General features: G+C 55.0%; 16 protein-coding genes and 1 riboswitch. Of the genes, 3 read left to right on the top strand and 13 right to left on the bottom strand.

What is annotated here, in order from left to right; genetic code table 11:
• Window positions 1–53 precede the first annotated feature (53 nt).
• Together folE2 and metZ are read right to left on the bottom strand one after the other, a co-directional pair.
• Window positions 54–1,154 (bottom strand): GTP cyclohydrolase FolE2, encoded by a 1,101-nt coding sequence (folE2, locus tag NeNHUV3_RS11740; RefSeq protein ID WP_391481575.1) that lies wholly within the window; start codon window positions 1,152–1,154, stop codon window positions 54–56.
• A 127-nt stretch (window positions 1,155–1,281) separates the two neighbouring features.
• On the bottom strand, window positions 1,282–2,460 hold the full coding sequence (gene metZ / locus NeNHUV3_RS11735; RefSeq protein WP_391481574.1) for an O-succinylhomoserine sulfhydrylase: 1,179 nt from the start codon (window positions 2,458–2,460) through the stop codon (window positions 1,282–1,284).
• Window positions 2,461–2,523: 63 nt separating this feature from the next.
• Window positions 2,524–2,601: riboswitch (SAM riboswitch) on the bottom strand.
• A gap of 94 nt (window positions 2,602–2,695) precedes the next feature.
• Here metZ and NeNHUV3_RS11730 point away from each other — a divergent pair.
• Window positions 2,696–3,388, top strand: coding sequence for a glutathione S-transferase N-terminal domain-containing protein (locus NeNHUV3_RS11730; RefSeq protein ID WP_391481573.1), 693 nt, complete (start codon window positions 2,696–2,698; stop codon window positions 3,386–3,388).
• A gap of 31 nt (window positions 3,389–3,419) precedes the next feature.
• Here the strand turns inward: NeNHUV3_RS11730 and NeNHUV3_RS11725 are convergent, their stop codons facing one another.
• The 5 genes from NeNHUV3_RS11725 to xseA form a co-directional block, all read right to left on the bottom strand.
• Window positions 3,420–4,025 carry an inner membrane-spanning protein YciB gene (locus NeNHUV3_RS11725; protein ID WP_391481572.1) on the bottom strand — a complete coding sequence of 202 codons (606 nt, stop codon included), beginning with the start codon at window positions 4,023–4,025 and terminating at the stop codon, window positions 3,420–3,422.
• A gap of 3 nt (window positions 4,026–4,028) precedes the next feature.
• Window positions 4,029–4,928, bottom strand: coding sequence for an EamA family transporter (locus NeNHUV3_RS11720; protein ID WP_391481570.1), 900 nt, complete (start codon window positions 4,926–4,928; stop codon window positions 4,029–4,031).
• Window positions 4,929–4,943: 15 nt separating this feature from the next.
• Window positions 4,944–6,200 (bottom strand): signal recognition particle-docking protein FtsY, encoded by a 1,257-nt coding sequence (gene ftsY, locus NeNHUV3_RS11715; RefSeq protein WP_391481569.1) that lies wholly within the window; start codon window positions 6,198–6,200, stop codon window positions 4,944–4,946.
• A gap of 122 nt (window positions 6,201–6,322) precedes the next feature.
• Window positions 6,323–8,023: an NAD(P)H-dependent oxidoreductase subunit E gene (locus NeNHUV3_RS11710; protein ID WP_391481568.1), complete on the bottom strand. Its 1,701-nt coding sequence runs from the start codon at window positions 8,021–8,023 to the stop codon at window positions 6,323–6,325.
• A gap of 154 nt (window positions 8,024–8,177) precedes the next feature.
• Window positions 8,178–9,770, bottom strand: coding sequence for an exodeoxyribonuclease VII large subunit (gene xseA, locus NeNHUV3_RS11705; RefSeq protein WP_391481567.1), 1,593 nt, complete (start codon window positions 9,768–9,770; stop codon window positions 8,178–8,180).
• Window positions 9,771–9,844: 74 nt separating this feature from the next.
• Here xseA and purD point away from each other — a divergent pair, with 74 nt between their 5' ends.
• Window positions 9,845–11,107 carry a phosphoribosylamine--glycine ligase gene (gene purD / locus NeNHUV3_RS11700; protein WP_391481566.1) on the top strand — a complete coding sequence of 421 codons (1,263 nt, stop codon included), beginning with the start codon at window positions 9,845–9,847 and terminating at the stop codon, window positions 11,105–11,107.
• Between the two features lie 13 nt (window positions 11,108–11,120).
• Here purD and NeNHUV3_RS11695 read toward each other — a convergent pair whose 3' ends face one another.
• Window positions 11,121–11,825: an FG-GAP repeat domain-containing protein gene (locus tag NeNHUV3_RS11695; protein WP_391481565.1), complete on the bottom strand. Its 705-nt coding sequence runs from the start codon at window positions 11,823–11,825 to the stop codon at window positions 11,121–11,123.
• Window positions 11,825–12,148 (bottom strand): 2Fe-2S iron-sulfur cluster-binding protein, encoded by a 324-nt coding sequence (locus NeNHUV3_RS11690; protein ID WP_048598267.1) that lies wholly within the window; start codon window positions 12,146–12,148, stop codon window positions 11,825–11,827. Before NeNHUV3_RS11690 ends, NeNHUV3_RS11695 begins: the two co-directional genes overlap by 1 nt.
• Before the next feature lie 149 nt (window positions 12,149–12,297).
• Between NeNHUV3_RS11690 and NeNHUV3_RS11685 the strand changes: the two genes are divergently transcribed.
• Entirely contained in the window at window positions 12,298–12,837 is a 540-nt protein-coding gene (locus NeNHUV3_RS11685; RefSeq protein ID WP_391481564.1) for a peptidoglycan-binding protein, read from the top strand.
• A gap of 69 nt (window positions 12,838–12,906) precedes the next feature.
• Here the strand turns inward: NeNHUV3_RS11685 and NeNHUV3_RS11680 are convergent, their stop codons facing one another.
• The 4 genes from NeNHUV3_RS11680 to hflK form a co-directional block, all read right to left on the bottom strand.
• Entirely contained in the window at window positions 12,907–14,334 is a 1,428-nt protein-coding gene (locus NeNHUV3_RS11680; RefSeq protein ID WP_391483254.1) for a Do family serine endopeptidase, read from the bottom strand.
• Window positions 14,335–14,603: 269 nt separating this feature from the next.
• Complete coding sequence (locus NeNHUV3_RS11675) at window positions 14,604–14,807, bottom strand: DUF2065 family protein (RefSeq protein ID WP_341246657.1); 204 nt, start codon at window positions 14,805–14,807, stop codon at window positions 14,604–14,606.
• Window positions 14,808–14,819: 12 nt separating this feature from the next.
• Window positions 14,820–15,704: a protease modulator HflC gene (gene hflC / locus NeNHUV3_RS11670; protein ID WP_048598269.1), complete on the bottom strand. Its 885-nt coding sequence runs from the start codon at window positions 15,702–15,704 to the stop codon at window positions 14,820–14,822.
• Entirely contained in the window at window positions 15,704–16,900 is a 1,197-nt protein-coding gene (hflK, locus tag NeNHUV3_RS11665; RefSeq protein WP_177193435.1) for an FtsH protease activity modulator HflK, read from the bottom strand. The genes hflC and hflK overlap by 1 nt, the downstream gene beginning before the upstream one ends.
• Window positions 16,901–16,927: the final 27 nt, after the last annotated feature.

The following is a 16,927-nucleotide window of genomic DNA, read 5'->3' as shown; positions in this document are numbered from 1 at the left end:
GTGTCAAGGCAGCATGCATGACTAGGGTCGCAAGCGGGCACCACAGCTTTGTTCTAGCCTACGTGAAACAGCGTGGCGAAGAGCTTGGGATCGATGCTGTCTGACGCAAAGGTATCGCCTTCAAAAAGAACACTGACCGCATCGTGGCTGTGCAGGCTTTCTTGGTGGCTGGCAATCACGCGGAAGTCGCCAACGCGCGGGTCAGCTTGCAATTGCTCACAAAAAAGCCGCGCGGCGTCTTCAACAAAAATGGGGTTGGCCGCGTTCAGTTCCGCAAAAGCTTGTTCGTCTTCACGCTTGACCATGACTTGTGTCTCAGTTGGCACGGCGCGGCGGGCCATTTCGATCAAATCCTCAAACCACAACACCTGCGCATCATTTTCAAGCGCCACCGAAATACGCGCAACCGAACGTTGGCTATGCGGCGTTGCCAGTTGTCCGCGGGTTTGGCGGGCATGCTCTGACAACTCAAGCGAACAAGGGCACGTTGAGGAATAGACGTAATCCAGGTGCACGATCTTTTTGCGCACGCCTGCTTGTTCAACCAACTCAAGCGCGATGTCATAATACTGATAGCCAGACAGCCCCGACCGCAAAGAGGCAACTTTCATAGGGAAGGAAAAACGCATCTGGATACGCGCGTCGAAGCTTTCCAAATCGGTTTTATACGCATCAAGAGTTCGGTCAATCACATCAAAGCTAAAGGTCTCATCAGCGGATTGATAAAACGTGCGCATAATGCGCGACATGTTGATGCCTTTTTTCTCAGCATCAAGGCTGACGGTGCCCGTAACAGATGTCTCAAGGGTCAGATCGCCGTTATCACGGGTCCGAAACCGAATTGGCAGGCGGAAGTTACTAATGCCCACATGCTGAATTTGACGTTTAGCACCGCGGATAAGGGATGTGGGGCCGTTTTGGAGATCAGGCAGCGATGCTTTATACGCCGCGTCCACCGTAAACTCGGCCGGATACTGATGCGACAAGTCTGGATAATCGGTGGGGGCATCAACAGTCAAACGCGCAACAGCCGGATCAAGATCGCTGCGTTCAACATCTGTGGCGCCACCGGCCCACCGCCGCAAAACAGCAAGGGCCGCTTCGGCTTCTTCTCGGGTAGGCTCACGGTCCATATCGGGCGTGTGAAAGTTCATCTAAAGTCCCTCCCCTTGTTGGTTATCGGGCAACGCGAACCACTCAGACATAAGGGGCGTAGCACATATTACCAAACAATTACGTGACACAAACGGCTTTAGATCAGTTAAATGCGGAGTCTGACGCTTAAATTTGCGCCAACGCCTGTTCAAGATCAGCGATCAAATCGGCAGTATGCTCAAGCCCGACCGAGATGCGAACAAGCCCCTCCGTGATGCCCAATGCGTCTTTTTGCTCTTGGGGCAAACGCTGATGCGTCGTGAAAGCAGGTGGGGTGACGATTGATTTTGCATCGCCCAAGTTGTTTGAAATGGTAAATACTTCAAGCGCGTTCAGCATCGCATAGCTGGCGTCTTTGCCGCCCCGCACATCAATGGCTAAAACTGTTCCACCCGCGCCAAGCTGTTTCATGCAAATGTCATACTGCGGATGGCTGGGCAAACCGGGGTAGATAACCCGCTCCAGACGCGCATCGCCTTCCAGAACCTTAGCGATTTCCAAAGCACTTTGCGTTTGTGCGCGCACACGCAGATCCATCGTCTCAAGCCCTTTAAGCAGCGTCCACGCATTGAACGGCGACATCGCACCGCCTGTGTGCTTTAGATACGGTTCAAGTGTTTTGCGAATGTAATCGCGACTGCCCAGAACGACACCACCCAGAACACGGCCCTGACCGTCAATGTGTTTGGTCGCGGAATAGACCACCACGTCGGCCCCTTGCGCCACAGCGTCAGAGAAGACAGGCGTTGAGAACACATTGTCCACCACAACATAGGCGCCCACCGCGTGGGCCAGTTTGGACACCGCAGCAATGTCGATCACTTCCAGAGCAGGGTTCGAGACGGTCTCAAAGAAGGCCATTTTGGTATCCGGCCGCAGGGCCTCTTTCCATGCGTTCAGGTCAGTGCCGTCAATCAACGTGACCTCAACACCAAAGCGCGGCAAAATATCGTCGAGGATATAAAGACACGACCCAAACAACGCGCGCGCGGCCACGATGTGATCGCCTGCTTTCAGACCGGCCATCACGGCGCCGTTCACCGCAGCCATGCCGCTGGCCGTGGCAAAGGCATCTTCTGTGCCCTCAATCGCCGCGATGCGTTCTTCGAACATCCGCACGGTTGGGTTGCCATAGCGGGCATAGATAAACTCGTCCTCACCAAGCGAGACAAAGCGCGCCTCAGCGGCTTCAGCTGTGGGGTAGACAAACCCTTGGGTCAAAAACATCGCCTCTGAAAGTTCACCGTATTGGCTGCGGCGGGTGCCTGCGTGAACGGCGGCAGTGCGAGGATGTTTCTTTGTCATGTCATTTTCCTTCGGCGGGCCGTGGCCCAAATAAAAAACCCCACCGGTCAAGGGCGGGGTTGCAACGCTGGCACCTGACCCTCTTTAGCGGCATATTTAACGTGGCCCGCAATCCGGTAACAAATCGCCACGAAACTGTTCTATGCCAAGCCCGCTCGAGCCGTCAAGCATGGCCCTTGCACAATAAATCAAATCCGCCATTGTCTTGCTAAATTGTGATGACAGGAGCTTGCCCATGATTGATCTGTACTACTGGCCCACCCCCAACGGATGGAAAGTCAGCATTGCACTTGCAGAGATGGGCTTGCCGTTCAAACTGCATGAAATCAACATCGGCAAAGGCGATCAATTCGATCCCGCCTTTTTGCAAATAGCACCCAACAACCGCATGCCCGCGATCACCGATCCTGATGGGCCAGACGGTGTGCCGATATCTATTTTTGAAAGCGGTGCTATTTTGCAGTATCTGGCGCGCAAGACTGGCAAGTTCGGCGGCCCGACTAAGCGTGACCGCATCGCAGTAGATCAATGGCTAATGTGGCAAATGGGCGGCTTAGGCCCCATGGCCGGACAAGCGCATCACTTCCTAAAATACGCCCCGGCGATGGATCCGCCCCAAGATATTCCTTACGCTAAAGACCGCTACCGTGCAGAAACCGCGCGCCTTTACGGAGTGCTAGACAGGCAGTTGGCAAAACACGAATTTGTGGCAGGGGATTTTTATTCAATCGCCGATATGTCAATTTGGGGGTGGGCGTCTTTGTGGGAAGGCCAGCAACAGACGCTGGATGATAAGCCGAACTTACACCGCTGGCTTGAGACCGTCAGCGCACGGCCTGCTGTTATTGAGGGGCGTGCGCTGCTGGCTGAAAAGCGTGGCGATCATTCCAGCAAGGACGCACAAAAAGCGCTATTCAAAACGAAGTAGGCCACCGAGGTCAAAAATATGGGCGCGCCACTCAGTCCGCTTGATCTGGCTCGTCCATATATTTTTGCAATGCAATAATCTGCACCCACAGAAACGCAAACAGAGCAATCGGGAACCCGAATGTCTCGATCTTGACCCAAGCGTCCGTGGACATGGTCCGCCAAACAACTTCATTCGCAACTGCCAAAAGCACAAAGGCCGCTGTCAGCCGCTTGGTCAAAATCATCCAGCCCTCTTGGCGCATGGGCATCGCATCGCCCAGTACATAAGCCAGCAGGCTGCGCCCACGCAAAAGCCCACCGCCCAGAAGCACTGCAAAGACACCGTAAACAATGGTCGTCTTCATCTTGAAGAAGGTCTCGTTGTTGAACCACGCTGTCAGCCCGCCGAAGAAAATAACCATGAAGGCGGTGAAGACCTGCATCTTGCTCAACTCACCTGTCAGCACCCAAAGCGTACCCATTGCTGCTAGCAGGATTGGAATGAAAATCACTGCGGAGACGATAAAGCCCGAGTATTCAGTGCCCGCAAACGTAAAGCTGTCGTCTTTGATGCGAAGATAGATCAGGAAAAACGCGATTGTCGGCCCTAACTCAAGCACCTGTTTGACGATTGGATTGATTGGTTTTCCGGCCATTTGTTAGCCTCCCATTTCCACAATAACTGCACCAAGCGCAATGAGCGCCATCAAGCCTATCCGTCTTGGACCGACTGTTTCTTTCAAAAATATCCAGCCAATGAAAGCCGCAAAAACCGCTGAGGTTTCGCGCAGCACAGCCGCCTCGCCTACTTTATCAAGGCGCGTGGCCAACATCACCGCCCCAAAAGAGCCATAGGCAATAAATGCCCCCATCACCGAGCGCCCCATCAAACCTCGCACATCAGGCCAGTCTCCTTTACGGTAGCGCCACAGCATCAACAGCGGAAAATCCATCGATGTGAGTAAGAAAAACCATGCGATGAACGTGAATGGATCAGGCAATGCACGGATCGCGTAAGCATCATAAGTTGTATAGATCGCTACAAAAAGCCCCGTGCAGACTGCAAACCACAAAGCAGGGATTAGCGTATCGCGGCCACTATCAAGCCGGAAAAAGTTGTACGCAGCCAGTCCGAAAATACCCGCCACAAGTGTGAATACGCCCAACCACTGAACGATTGTGAAGACCTCACCAAAAATCAAATAAGCGCCGATTACAGTAAAAAGCGGCCCCGTGCCGCGCATCACAGGGTAGACAACTGTGTAGGCGCCGCGTGTGTAGGCCATGGCGATCAGCACTTTGTAGATCAAGTGGATAACCACTGCACCGGCCATCAACCACCACGCACCACCTTCGGGCCACGGCACCAAAAACAGCGCGACCGGCAGCGAAATAACAACCAAACAGGCATCAATCGACGCACGCGACAGCCAAGGATCAAAACGCCCTTTTTGCAGCGCTCCAAAGACCGCGTGCAAGAACGCCGCAGACAGCGCAAGAACAAGCGCAAGTTGATGCCCCGCTTCTGTTCCCTCCAGCGAGACCAACCATTCACTCATATTTATTTTTCGCTTCTAAACATCCGCGCCGGTCAAGGCCGCCGCAAATTCTTCGGGGTCAAACGGGGATAAATCATCAATCTGTTCACCAACGCCAATCGCATGAATGGGCAAGCCAAACTTATCGGCAAGCGCAACCAAAACGCCACCCTTTGCGGTGCCGTCCAGTTTGGTCATCACAAGGCCGGATACATCAGCCAGTTTTTGGAAAATCTCAACTTGGTTCACCGCATTTTGCCCCGTGGTCGCATCGAGCACCAACACCGTGTTATGAGGTGCATCAGGGTCTTTCTTGCGAATGACACGCACGATCTTTGACAACTCTTCCATCAAATCAGCGCGGTTTTGCAAGCGACCAGCCGTATCTATCATCAACAAATCAGCACCATCTGCCTCGGCCTTGATCATTGCGTCGAACGCAAGCGAAGCCGGATCAGATCCTTCGGGTGCGGTCAAAACCGGCACATCAGCCCGTTCACCCCAGACCTGCAATTGCTCAACGGCAGCGGCGCGAAACGTATCACCGGCGGCGATGACCACTTTTTTACCTGCATTTTTGAACTGAAGGGCCAGCTTGCCGATCGTCGTGGTTTTGCCAGACCCGTTTACGCCGACGACCAGAACCACTTGGGGCTTTTTAGCATAAAGTGGCATAGGTTTGGCGACAGGTTCCATGATCCGCGCCACTTCACCGGCAAGCAAGGACTTGATCTCAGCGGTCGACAGGCGCTTACCAATGCGGCCCTCAGCCATGTTTGCGGTGACGCGCAGAGCCGTATCAACCCCCATATCTGAGGCGATCAATAACTCCTCAAGCTGTTCAAGCATATCGTCGTCGAGCACACGTTTGCGTGCGGCAGTTTGCTTAGCGCTTCGGCCAAAGACACGGCCCAAAAAGCTTGGTTTTTCTTGTGGGGCAGCAGGTATTTCGACCTTGGGCGCCGCAACAGGCTCAGGCTCAGGCTCAGGCTCAGGCTCAGGAGTTTCGGTTTTAGCGGCTACGTCAACAGGTTCGTTGACAAACTCCACCTCATCCCGCACGGCCTCATCCGGCGCAGATTGCTCCGGCACCGCTTTTTCTGGTTCACTAACCGGTTCCGATCCAGGCGCGTCGTGGACTTGGACTTCAGCCTCGGCCTCTGCCGCAACGGCTACGTCGGACTGCGGTTCTTCTTCGACCGTGCCACCATCCTCGACAATCGCATCCAATCCCTCCTCAAGTTTGGAGGAAGACTTAAAAAGCTTGGATTTCAGCTTATTGAAAAAAGACAAATCGGCTCTCCGAAAAGGGTTCACTTAGTGATCTAACCCTTTGGCAGCGCTTTTGAAAGATGCCCGTTGCACCGCAAGGGCCAGACGCGCTGTAATTTTGCGCACTGGCCCTGCAGAAGTACTCAGATTTCGTCTTTGAAGTGTTCCATGACCAATTTGATCGGGTTTGGCGCCGCTTGTCCCAAACCGCAAATTGAGGCATCGACCATTGCGGTGCTCAACTCGGTCAGAAGGCCCTGATCCCACGTATCGGCCTGCATCAGCTTTACAGCCTTTTCGCAGCCCACACGGCACGGTGTGCATTGACCACAGGACTCATCTTCAAAAAAGCGCAGCATATTCAGCGCCGCATCACGGGCACGATCCTGATCTGACAACACCACTACAGCAGCAGAGCCAATGAAGGTGCCAAGCGGCTGCAACGTGTCAAAATCAAGCGGCACATCGTGAATGGAAGCAGGCAACAACCCAGAAGACGGCCCGCCCGGTTGATAGGCTTTGAAAACGTGCCCGTCAGCCATGCCGCCAGCTGCTTCGATGATATCCGTGATGGTTGAGCCAGCGGGCAGCAAATAAACGCCCGCGTTCTTCACACGTCCCGACACAGAATAGCTGCGCAACCCTTTGCGGCCATTCTTCTCAACACTGCTCAAAATCTCGGGGCCTTCACGACAGATGCGCGCGACCCAATGCAGGGTTTCCACGTTATGGACCAGCGTAGGCTGGCCAAAAATGCCAACCTGAGCCACAAAAGGAGGCCGGTGCCGTGGCATGCCGCGCTTGCCTTCGATGCTTTCAATCATCGCGGATTCCTCACCGCAGATATACGCACCCGCACCGCGGCGCAGGTCAATATAGCCGGCCTCAACGATACCCGCATCCTCAAGTGCCGCAATCTCACGGCGCAATATTTCGAGCACTGCAGGATACTCGTCACGCATGTAAATAAACGCCTTCTCGGCCTCAACAGCCCAAGCTGCGATCAACATACCCTCAAGGAAAAGATGCGGTGTACGCTCAAGATAATAGCGGTCTTTGAATGTACCGGGTTCGCCCTCATCACCATTTACAGCCAAGTAACGCGGTCCTGCGTTTGCACGCACAAAACCCCATTTTTTGCCCGACGGAAAACCAGCACCACCCAAGCCGCGCAAACCGGAAGACAGCACTTTTTCTTGTACCACTTCCCAATCGCCACTTTGGCGCAGTGATGTCAGGCTGTCGTAACCACCGGCGGCGCGATAGGCATCTAACGCCTCATAACCAGGCACATGGGCGTGTGTGTCACCCGCCGCGATTGCCGCTTCGACTTTGGCTAAATCAGCGTGGTCAATGTGGTTGTGACCCAGCTCAAGCACCGGTGCCGTATCACACCGTCCCATGCATGGCGCGCGCACCACGCGAACTTCATCGGCATTCAGTCCCTTCTCCAACGCATCTTGCAACGCTTGGGCGCCTGCAAGCTCGCACGAAAGACTGTCACACACTCGGATGGTCAGCGCAGGCGGCGGGGTCTCGCCTTCTTTGACGACATCAAAGTGGGCATAAAACGTCGCCACCTCATAAACTTCGGCCATAGACAAACGCATCTCCTCGGCCAAGGCACGTAGGTGCGCCGCGGACAAGCAGCCGAATTTATCTTGGATCAAGTGTAAATGCTCGATCAACAGATCACGGTCGCGGGATTTCCCGTCAAGCAGGCTTTGCACTTCGCCCCACGCAGCATCATCAAGCTGACGGCCTTTGGTGTGGCGGCGGCCCTTGCCTTTGCCCGATTTCCAAACGCCTTTGCCCGCGTCCATATCCTTGCTGTCCAATGCCATTTTGCGCATCCCCCGAAAAATCTATTTTCTTGTAGCCCCGTTCACAAACTGCGGTCAGGGGCAAAAGCGACATTTAGCAGGGCCAAGCGGACGCGGAGCGTGTCAAAGCAACAGCCAACACCGCCAACCGCACCACCCACAACAACATGCAAACCTAAAGCAGCGTGCCTTGCTCGGGCGGGGTGTCATCCTTTTTGATCCGTTTTTTGGGCGCAGTAGATGGCTTTTTCACAGTCGCTTCAGCATCCCGCGATCCCGTTGCGGACCCCAGTGAAACGCGGCCATCTTTGAACTGGATTTCCAAGGCATCAGAAGCGCGCGCATCATCCACTTGCGTAATGACCGCACCTGCGCTGCGCACCACAGCAAAGCCGCGTTCCAACGTGGCCTCATACCCCAATGTTTTGCGCAGTCTTTCAAGCCCATCAAGCGTTGCACGCGCAGTTGTAATGCGTTGCGTGGCGCCACCGCTCATCTTGATGCCAAGCATCCCAGTGCGTTCGCGCTGTCTGGTGATTTCACTTGCAACCACTGCAGGGCGCAAACGCGCACTTACGCCTGCCAATGCTTCGCGGCGGCGTTCCGTTTTGCGCGTCAATGCAGGCACCAATTGGCGCGCGCGATCATCCGTGCGCCTGCGTGCTTCGGCGATCCGCGCGCTCAGCACTGTGGGGCGCACGCCACCAGCAACATCAGCCAGAGCAACCCGTTTGGTACTGACAAAACGGTTCAGCGCGCCATCCAATCTGTCAGAGGCCGCATCCAAACGTTGGCGCTGGTCTTCGGTCAACCGCTCGGGCCGCGGCAGGCCACGGGCCAGATCACGCAGGCGGTCTGCACGACGCGTCATCCCGTTTGCAAGGCCGCGCGACAAACGCCCGCCGCATTCGTTTACAAAGGCCAGCATATCAAGGCGTACAGGCACCGCCATTTCCGCCGCCGCCGTTGGCGTGGGCGCGCGCCTGTCCGAAACATAATCGATCAATGTTGTGTCGGTTTCGTGCCCGACAGCAGAGATGAGAGGAATATCACTGGCCGCAGCCGCGCGCGCCACATTTTCCTCATTAAATCCCCACAGGTCCTCAATGCTGCCACCACCACGTGCAACAATCAAAACGTCAGGCCGCGGAAGCGCGCCACCGGGCGTCATGGCGTTGAACCCCTCGATCGCACGGGTCACTTCAGCGGCACAATTCGCACCCTGAACGGCCACAGGCCAGACCAGCACTTTGCGTGGAAACCGGTCACGCAACCGGTGCAGAATATCACGTATGACAGCACCGGTTGGCGAGGTCACAACCCCGATAACATCTGGCAAAAATGGAATATTGCTTTTGCGCGCGGGATCAAAAAGCCCCTCAGCGGCCAGCTTGGTCTTGCGCTTTTCAAGCATGGCCATCAACGCACCAACACCGGCCACGCTAACGTCTTGAACGTTCATCTGATACTTTGACTGGTTCGGAAATGTCGTAAGCCGGCCAGTGGCCACAATTTCCATACCCTCTTCGGGGATCACGTTCAGGCGCGCGACTTGGGCTTTCCAAGTGGTACAGCCAAGCACGGTGCGGTCGTCTTTGATGTCAAAATAAAGATGTCCTGAGCGCGCATGCATCACACGGCCCACCTCGCCTTTGACGCGCACATGCCCAAACGCACCCTCAACCGTCTTTTTGACCGCGCCCGAAATTTCGGAAACGCTAAATTCTGGTGCGTTTTCACCGCTACGGGGGTCGTCGATCAAATCCATCACAGGCCGTTCCTTGTGCATCACTTCACACCAGCTTAGAACGCACGCAAACCAAGGCCAAGGGGAACTGCGCGATGAACATTCTTATTCTGGGAAGCGGCGGACGTGAGCATGCGTTGGCGTGGGCCGTAAAGCAAAACCCCAAATGTGACCGCCTGATTGTGGCCCCCGGCAACGCCGGCATCGCACAGATCGCCGAATGCGCCAACTTTGATATCAACGACGGCCCTTCGGTTGTGCAATTTGCCACAGATCACAGTATTGATTTTGTCATCATCGGCCCCGAAGCACCTCTTGCGGCGGGTGTGGGTGACAGCTTACGCGCGGCAGGTATCTTGACCTTTGGCCCCTCTCAAGAAGCGGCAAAGCTGGAAGCGTCCAAAGCCTTTACCAAAGAGTTATGCGATGCATGTGACGCACCTACAGCGGCCTATGCACGTTTTGACAGCGCAGCACCGGCCAAAGATTACATCCGCGAGAATGGTGCCCCTATCGTGGTCAAAGCTGATGGGCTTGCGGCAGGTAAAGGCGTGATTGTCGCAATGACCGAGGCCGAAGCCCTTGATGCGATTGATGATATGTTCAGTGGTGCATTTGGCGGTGCGGGTGCCGAGGTCGTGATCGAAGAATTCATGGAGGGCGAAGAAGGCTCTCTATTCGTGCTTTGTGATGGTGAAAACGTGCTGAGCGTGGGCACTGCGCAGGATCATAAACGCGTAGGCGACGGGGATACTGGCCCGAACACTGGCGGCATGGGCGCCTACTCGCCAGCGCCTGTATTGTCCGCATCTGTTGAAGCGCTGGCGATGGAGACGATCATCAAACCCTGTGTCGCCGAAATGGCGAGACGTGGAACGCCTTACCAAGGGGTGCTTTATGCGGGCCTGATGATCAAAGACGGCCAGCCGCGATTGGTTGAATATAATGCGCGCTTTGGGGACCCGGAATGTCAGGTATTGATGATGCGACTTGGGGCGCAAGCACTGGATTTGATGCTGGCTTGTGCCGATGGCACGCTTTCATCGGCACAGGTCAACTGGGCCAACGACCACGCAATGACCATCGTGATGGCCGCAAATGGCTATCCGGGCGATTATACCAAAAGCACAGAAATTCGCGGCCTAGACGCCCTACCTGAAAGCAGCACGCAAATGTGTTTCCACGCTGGAACCGCACAGAAAGACGGTGCGATTGTCTCCAACGGTGGACGGGTGCTGAACATCACAGCGCGCGGCGCGACATTGGCCGAGGCTCACAAAGCGGCTTACGCAATGCTGGATAAAATCGATTGGCCTGAAGGGTTCAGCCGGAGCGATATCGGTTGGCGCGCCCTTTAAGGCGCATCATAATTTAACAGCGTTCAAGACTTTTGCGCCCAGCAAATGGGCCCAAATCACGACTAATAAGCGTGCCCGCCTGAAGCACAGTCCCCATGCGACGTGACCAATCTGCGTTTGCGGTAATGATCGTAGGAATGTCATTACACTGGATCAACGCACCGGAAATAAAGTCTTCGCCGATGCGGTGATTGGTCAGCCCCGACGCGCGCGCCAACGGGCGAAGATCACCGTTCACAAACGACCAAACTCGCAGCTCTTTGGCCAAATGCGGGCGGTCAATATAAGCAATCTCGATTATTCCGTCGCCGTCCAAATCAGCCGAACCAATTGGGGCAAGCCACCTGTTCGTGCGCCCGATATGAGGCGTCTCAGCCAGTTTGCCATTGGGGCCATAAATCGCAAGCGCCGCACCGCGTGCGACATCAGTCTCAATCACTACAACCTCAGGTAAACCGTCTCCGGTTACATCCCAAAGCCGTGGGGCAATGTCTTCAAACACATGACTGACGGGTAACATAATACTGCGAATGATGCGCTTACAGCTGCTCGATAAAACGGTGATCTGCAAGCCACCGTATTCAACCGCATCCCCAAGCACCCCATGCGCGTAGCGTGTTGTGGGGTCGGTAAAGCGCGCCGCTTGGATTGTCTGAGCCGCGCCACCGCCCGCTAAGCAGACAAGCGTCGCGACCAACCAAGCGGCGCGCCAAATCATTAAACTTGCTTTTCAGGCATCCGGACAATCAGCCCGTCCAGCTCGTCAGTCACTTTCAATTGACAGGTCAAGCGTGACTGACCCGGTTTTGCTTCAAACGCAAAATCAAGCATATCTTCTTCCATGCCGTCCAAAGCAGGCAACTTATCAGCCCATGCAGGGTCCACATACACGTGGCATGTGGAACACGCACACGCGCCACCACAATCCGCTTCGATGCCCGGAATGTTGTTATCGCGCGCACCTTCCATAACCGTAAGGCCGTTCGAAACTTCGACAACATGCTCGGTGCCGCCAAATTCAATATAGGTAATTTTCGCCATGAGATGGCCTCCAGTTTAAATATCTGGCGTAAGATGTAGCGGCGCGTTGAGAGTTTTTCTAGAGCGAAGGTCATAGGGTTTGCGATGAGGCCGCAGATTACCTTATCATGTGCCAAGATTTATCTCGGATTTAGCCGTCAGGACCCCAAATGCGTCTTTGTCACTTCAACAAATTGCCCAAAATTCTGGGCCTTGGAGTACTTGCTATTTCTGCGGCCTGCACGCCCGTTGAACAACCCATTCGCGCAGACCAAGCTACGGCTGCGTTTGGCATTGGGCCACCCAACGCCGAAGATGGGATTTGCTATGGCCGCGATGTGAGCCCCGCTGTGGTAGAAACTGTGACCCAGCAAATTCTGGTGCAACCCGCACAACTCAGCAGCGATGGAACTGTGCTGTCACCGCCGATGTATCGCTCTGAAACATTGCAGCGGATTGTAACGGAACGCAAAGAGCTGTGGTTTGAAGCCCTATGTAGTGACGAACTAACCCCGACGTTTGTTTCTTCAGTCCAGCGCGCCTTAGCGGCACGCGACATTTACTCAGGCGCAATCACAGGCGGTCTGGATCTTAGGACACGCATGGCGATCCGGCGCTATCAAAAAGCGCAGGGCCTTGATAGCGCGCTTTTGTCCACTGCCGCCGCGCGGCAGTTGGGGCTCGCCCCAATTAAACGCGAACTACGGTGATCCATAAACCAGTGAAAAAGGCGCGCCAGAAATTGACGCGCCTTTTGGATTTTTCACATCGTGCGATGATTAGTCGTCTAGGGACAACGCCAAAAAGCGAGGCTGCCCATCACGACGGATGAGAAGCAGTAGTGACGTCCGCCCAGCATCGCGTGCATCTGCGACACGGTCTTCAAAATCACCAACAGTCTCGAGCTTTTCTTGCCCAGCCTCGGTGATCACATCGCCCGCACGTAGTCCCTTTGAAAACGCCTCAGACGCCTCATCAAGATCAACAACAGCCAGACCCGCCGCACCTTCGTTTAGTCCAAGCTCTTGACGCATATCATCACTCAGTTCTGACAAAGTCATGCCGAGAATGTCCAAGCTGTCTGGCTCTTGCGGTGTATCATCGCCAGATGCGCTAGCCGCTTCCGCCGCCTCACGACGGCCCAAAGTAACACGCAGCGTTTCACGGCTACCGTCGCGCAGCACAACCACGCGCACCGTCTTGTCCACATCGGTGTTACCGACACGGCGCACAAGGCCACGGGTGTCCTCAACGTCATCGCCGTCAAAATTTAGAATAACGTCGCCTGCTTGAATACCAGCGTTCTTAGCAGGGCCATCTGGTACATCCGTGACAAGCGCACCTTTCTCATTTTCAAGACCTTCGATCGCAGAAACCATATCAGGCGCGATGTCTTGGATACGCACACCCAACCAGCCACGACGGGTTTCGCCGTATTCTTTCAGTTGCGCCACAACGCGGGTGACAACGTCAGAAGACATCGCAAAACCGATCCCGATTGACCCACCGTTGGGCGACAGGATCGCTGTGTTCACGCCAATCACTTCGCCGTCCATGTTGAACAATGGTCCGCCCGAATTGCCACGGTTGATCGCCGCATCTGTCTGGATGTAGTCGTCATAACTTCCCTGAAGGGCACGGTTGCGCGCAGAAATAATGCCCGCAGAAACCGAGAACCCCTGCCCAAGCGGGTTACCCATCGCAAGCACCCAATCACCCACACGCGCGATATTACTGTCCCCAAACGGCACATGGCGCAGTGGCGTATCTGCATCAACTTTCAGAAGGGCGATATCAGTGTTTTTATCTGTCCCGATCAGTTCTGCGTTCAACAACTCGGTCGGCTGGCCTTCGCCGGGGAAAAATTCAATCTGGATTTCATCAGCGCCCTCAATGACGTGATTGTTGGTGACAATGAAACCGTCCTCGGAAATCACAAAGCCAGATCCCAACGCGGACGAGCGGCGGGGTCCGTTATTGCGGGGACGGTTGTTGAAGAACTCTTCAAAAGGCGAGCCCTCAGGCACGATCCCTTGGGGACCGGTCCGGCCCGCGATAACTGTGGACGTGGTGATGTTGACCACTGCTGGGCTGATTTTCTCCGCCAAATCCGCAAAACTTGCAGGGGCGCTGCGGGCATTTGCTGGCACCGACGCCAACACAATTGCGCAGAACGCCAACAAGGCCGTCAGGGCGACAGCAAACATCGGCAGAGACATTTTTGGTTGGGTCGCTACTTTGACAGCACTTCGGGCAGGCTGTCTGCGGCTAGGAAGGTTTTTCGCCAAATACTGCAATGTAAACTCCTCGTTCGACTGCATGTTTTGCATAGGTCAGATTGCATCAAACGCGGGGACCGTTCCCGCTGTGAACTTAGAAGTAGGGACGTTTGCGCAAATGGCCAAGTCTTTGGGCCGGATATAACGGTGCTGTGACTATTGTTGCGCGGATTTACGCCGCGCAACACCCGCTATTGTCACGATAAAAACCACAACAACCCAAGGCCACTAAGCATGGAAAGAAGTCCAATCAACCGGCGTGCTTCAAGGGGTGTGTCGCGCAGCGCCTCTAAAAGTTGCTCTACTATTTTGGGAAAGAGCGCATAGACGAGCCCCTCCACAAAAAGCAAAAGGCCCAGCCCCAAAAGAAGGAGCTGGGCCAATGTTAAATCAACAAACACGAGGCGTTCGCCTTAGTTTGCCGATGCGCCCGTGTCGGAGCGCAGGTAATTGAAAAACTCACTATCGGGCGACAACACGAGGGTAGAATTGCTGCCCTTGATTGCTTCTTCATAAGCGGCAAGCGAGCGGTAGAATTCAAAGAACTCCGGGTCCTTCGTATAGGCTTCTGCAAAGATGCGGTTACGTTCCGCATCTGCTTCACCTTCAATGATCCGCGCATCACGTGTCGCTTCAGCAATGATCTCATCGTATGTACGGTCGGCAAGCGCACGCACACGTGATGCGGCCTCACGGCCACGGGCACGTTCATCGGTTGCTTCACGGTCACGCTCGGCGATCATACGTTGCAGTGTCGCGTCAAAGTTCTGCTCAGGCAGGTTAGTCTGGCGCAGGCGCACTTCAACAACCGCAAGACCCAAAGCATCCGCACGTGCGGCAGCTTGAACGCGGATGTTTTCCATCAAGGCACTCCGTTCAGGTGACAGAATAGTGTTCGACGTAACACCTTCTGAACCCAAAACTGCACGGATCTGACCGTCGAGAATGTTTTCAAGCTGTGCTTCTGCTTCACGCAGGCCGCCAAATGAAACCGCTTGGCGGAACTGGATGATGTCAGCAATCCGGTAGAGAACGAACGCATCTACCTCCAAACGACGGTCATCCGCGGGGGTGACCTCGATTGTGGGTGTTTGCAGCGACAAAATACGATCTTCGTAGCGCACGACTTCATCAAGAAGTGGCACTTTGAAGCCCAAACCTGGCTCTTCAACCACGTTCACGATCTGACCGAACCGCAGCACGAGTGCTTTGTTACGTTCATCAACAATGAAGATCGACGAAAGGGCCGTTGCCACGACGATCACGAGAATTGGCAAGATATAAATGTTCTTACGCATTAGTTTGATCCTCCACGGCGCAGGTCATTGAGAGGCAGGTAAGGCACGACGCCCTGCCCACCGCCGCTGCTGGTGTCTTCAAGAATGATCTTGTCCACGTCGCCCAAAACGCGTTCCATCGTCTCAAGGTAAAGACGGGTGCGGGTCACATCGGGGGCTTGCGCGTATTCAGTCAAAACGGATGAGAAGCGTGATGCCTCACCGATGGCGCCGTTCACTTGGCGCGCGCGGTACGCTTCAGCTTCCTCTAGGACACGCGCAGATTCACCACGTGCATCCGCAAGGCGTGCGTTTGCATAGGCGTCCGCTTGACGCTCAACACGGTCACGCTCTTGTTCGGCGGCCTGAACATCGCGGAAAGCGTCAATAACGCTGACATTCCGGGTGTTGCCGTCGTTGTCAGTCAGGGCGACCTGCTGGCTTGGCGGGTCCACTTTGTTGAAGTTGACACGCACAATGTTGATACCACTGTCGCGGTCATCAAGGGTGCCTTGGATACGGGTACGTACCTCGGCTTCAATCGCTGCACGGTCACGGTTCAAGATCGGCGCAAGCTCAGACTGTGCGATAACTTCGCGCATTGCTGCTTCCGAGATTGAAACGACTGATTGGCGCGGATTAGCCAAGCTGAACAAGAAATCTTGCGCGTTCTTGATGTTCCAAACCACTTGGAAGTCAATATCGACGATGTTTTCATCAGTCGTCAGCATCAAGCCGTTGTCGCCGTTTGTACCACGACCAACGCCAATGTCTTCGGTGCGGTTTGTGGTCACGTTGAACACTTCGGCTGTCACAAACGGCCACGGAGCAAAGTTCAGACCTTCGGTGCCAACACCGCGGAATTCACCCAAGAAAAGCTCAACTGACTGTTGTTCAGGACGGACAGTGTAAAACGATGCCATGCCCCACAAAACCAAACCAGCCAACGCGGCAAGGCCAAACGTACCGCGGGTTAGCATAGGCCCACCGCCTCCGGTGCCGTTGCCGCCTGAACCAGTGCCGCCGCCTTTGCCACCCATCAGGACGCGCAACTGCTCTTGGCCTTTTTTCATCAGCTCATCAATTTCCGGGATCTGCGCGCCCTCGTTTGGACGCCGTCCACCGTTCCCACGGTTTCCGTCATTTCCCTGTCCACGGTCGTCGCCGCCGCGATTTCCGCCTCCGCCACCCCAAGGGCCGCCGTTATTTCCAGCCATGTATGAAAAGCTCTCTTCGTTAAGTAA

The sequence above is a fragment of the Nereida sp. NH-UV-3 genome (genome assembly GCF_042939535.1).
Lineage (GTDB): Bacteria > Pseudomonadota > Alphaproteobacteria > Rhodobacterales > Rhodobacteraceae > Nereida > Nereida ignava.
This window is presented reverse-complemented; position numbering and strand designations above follow the sequence as displayed.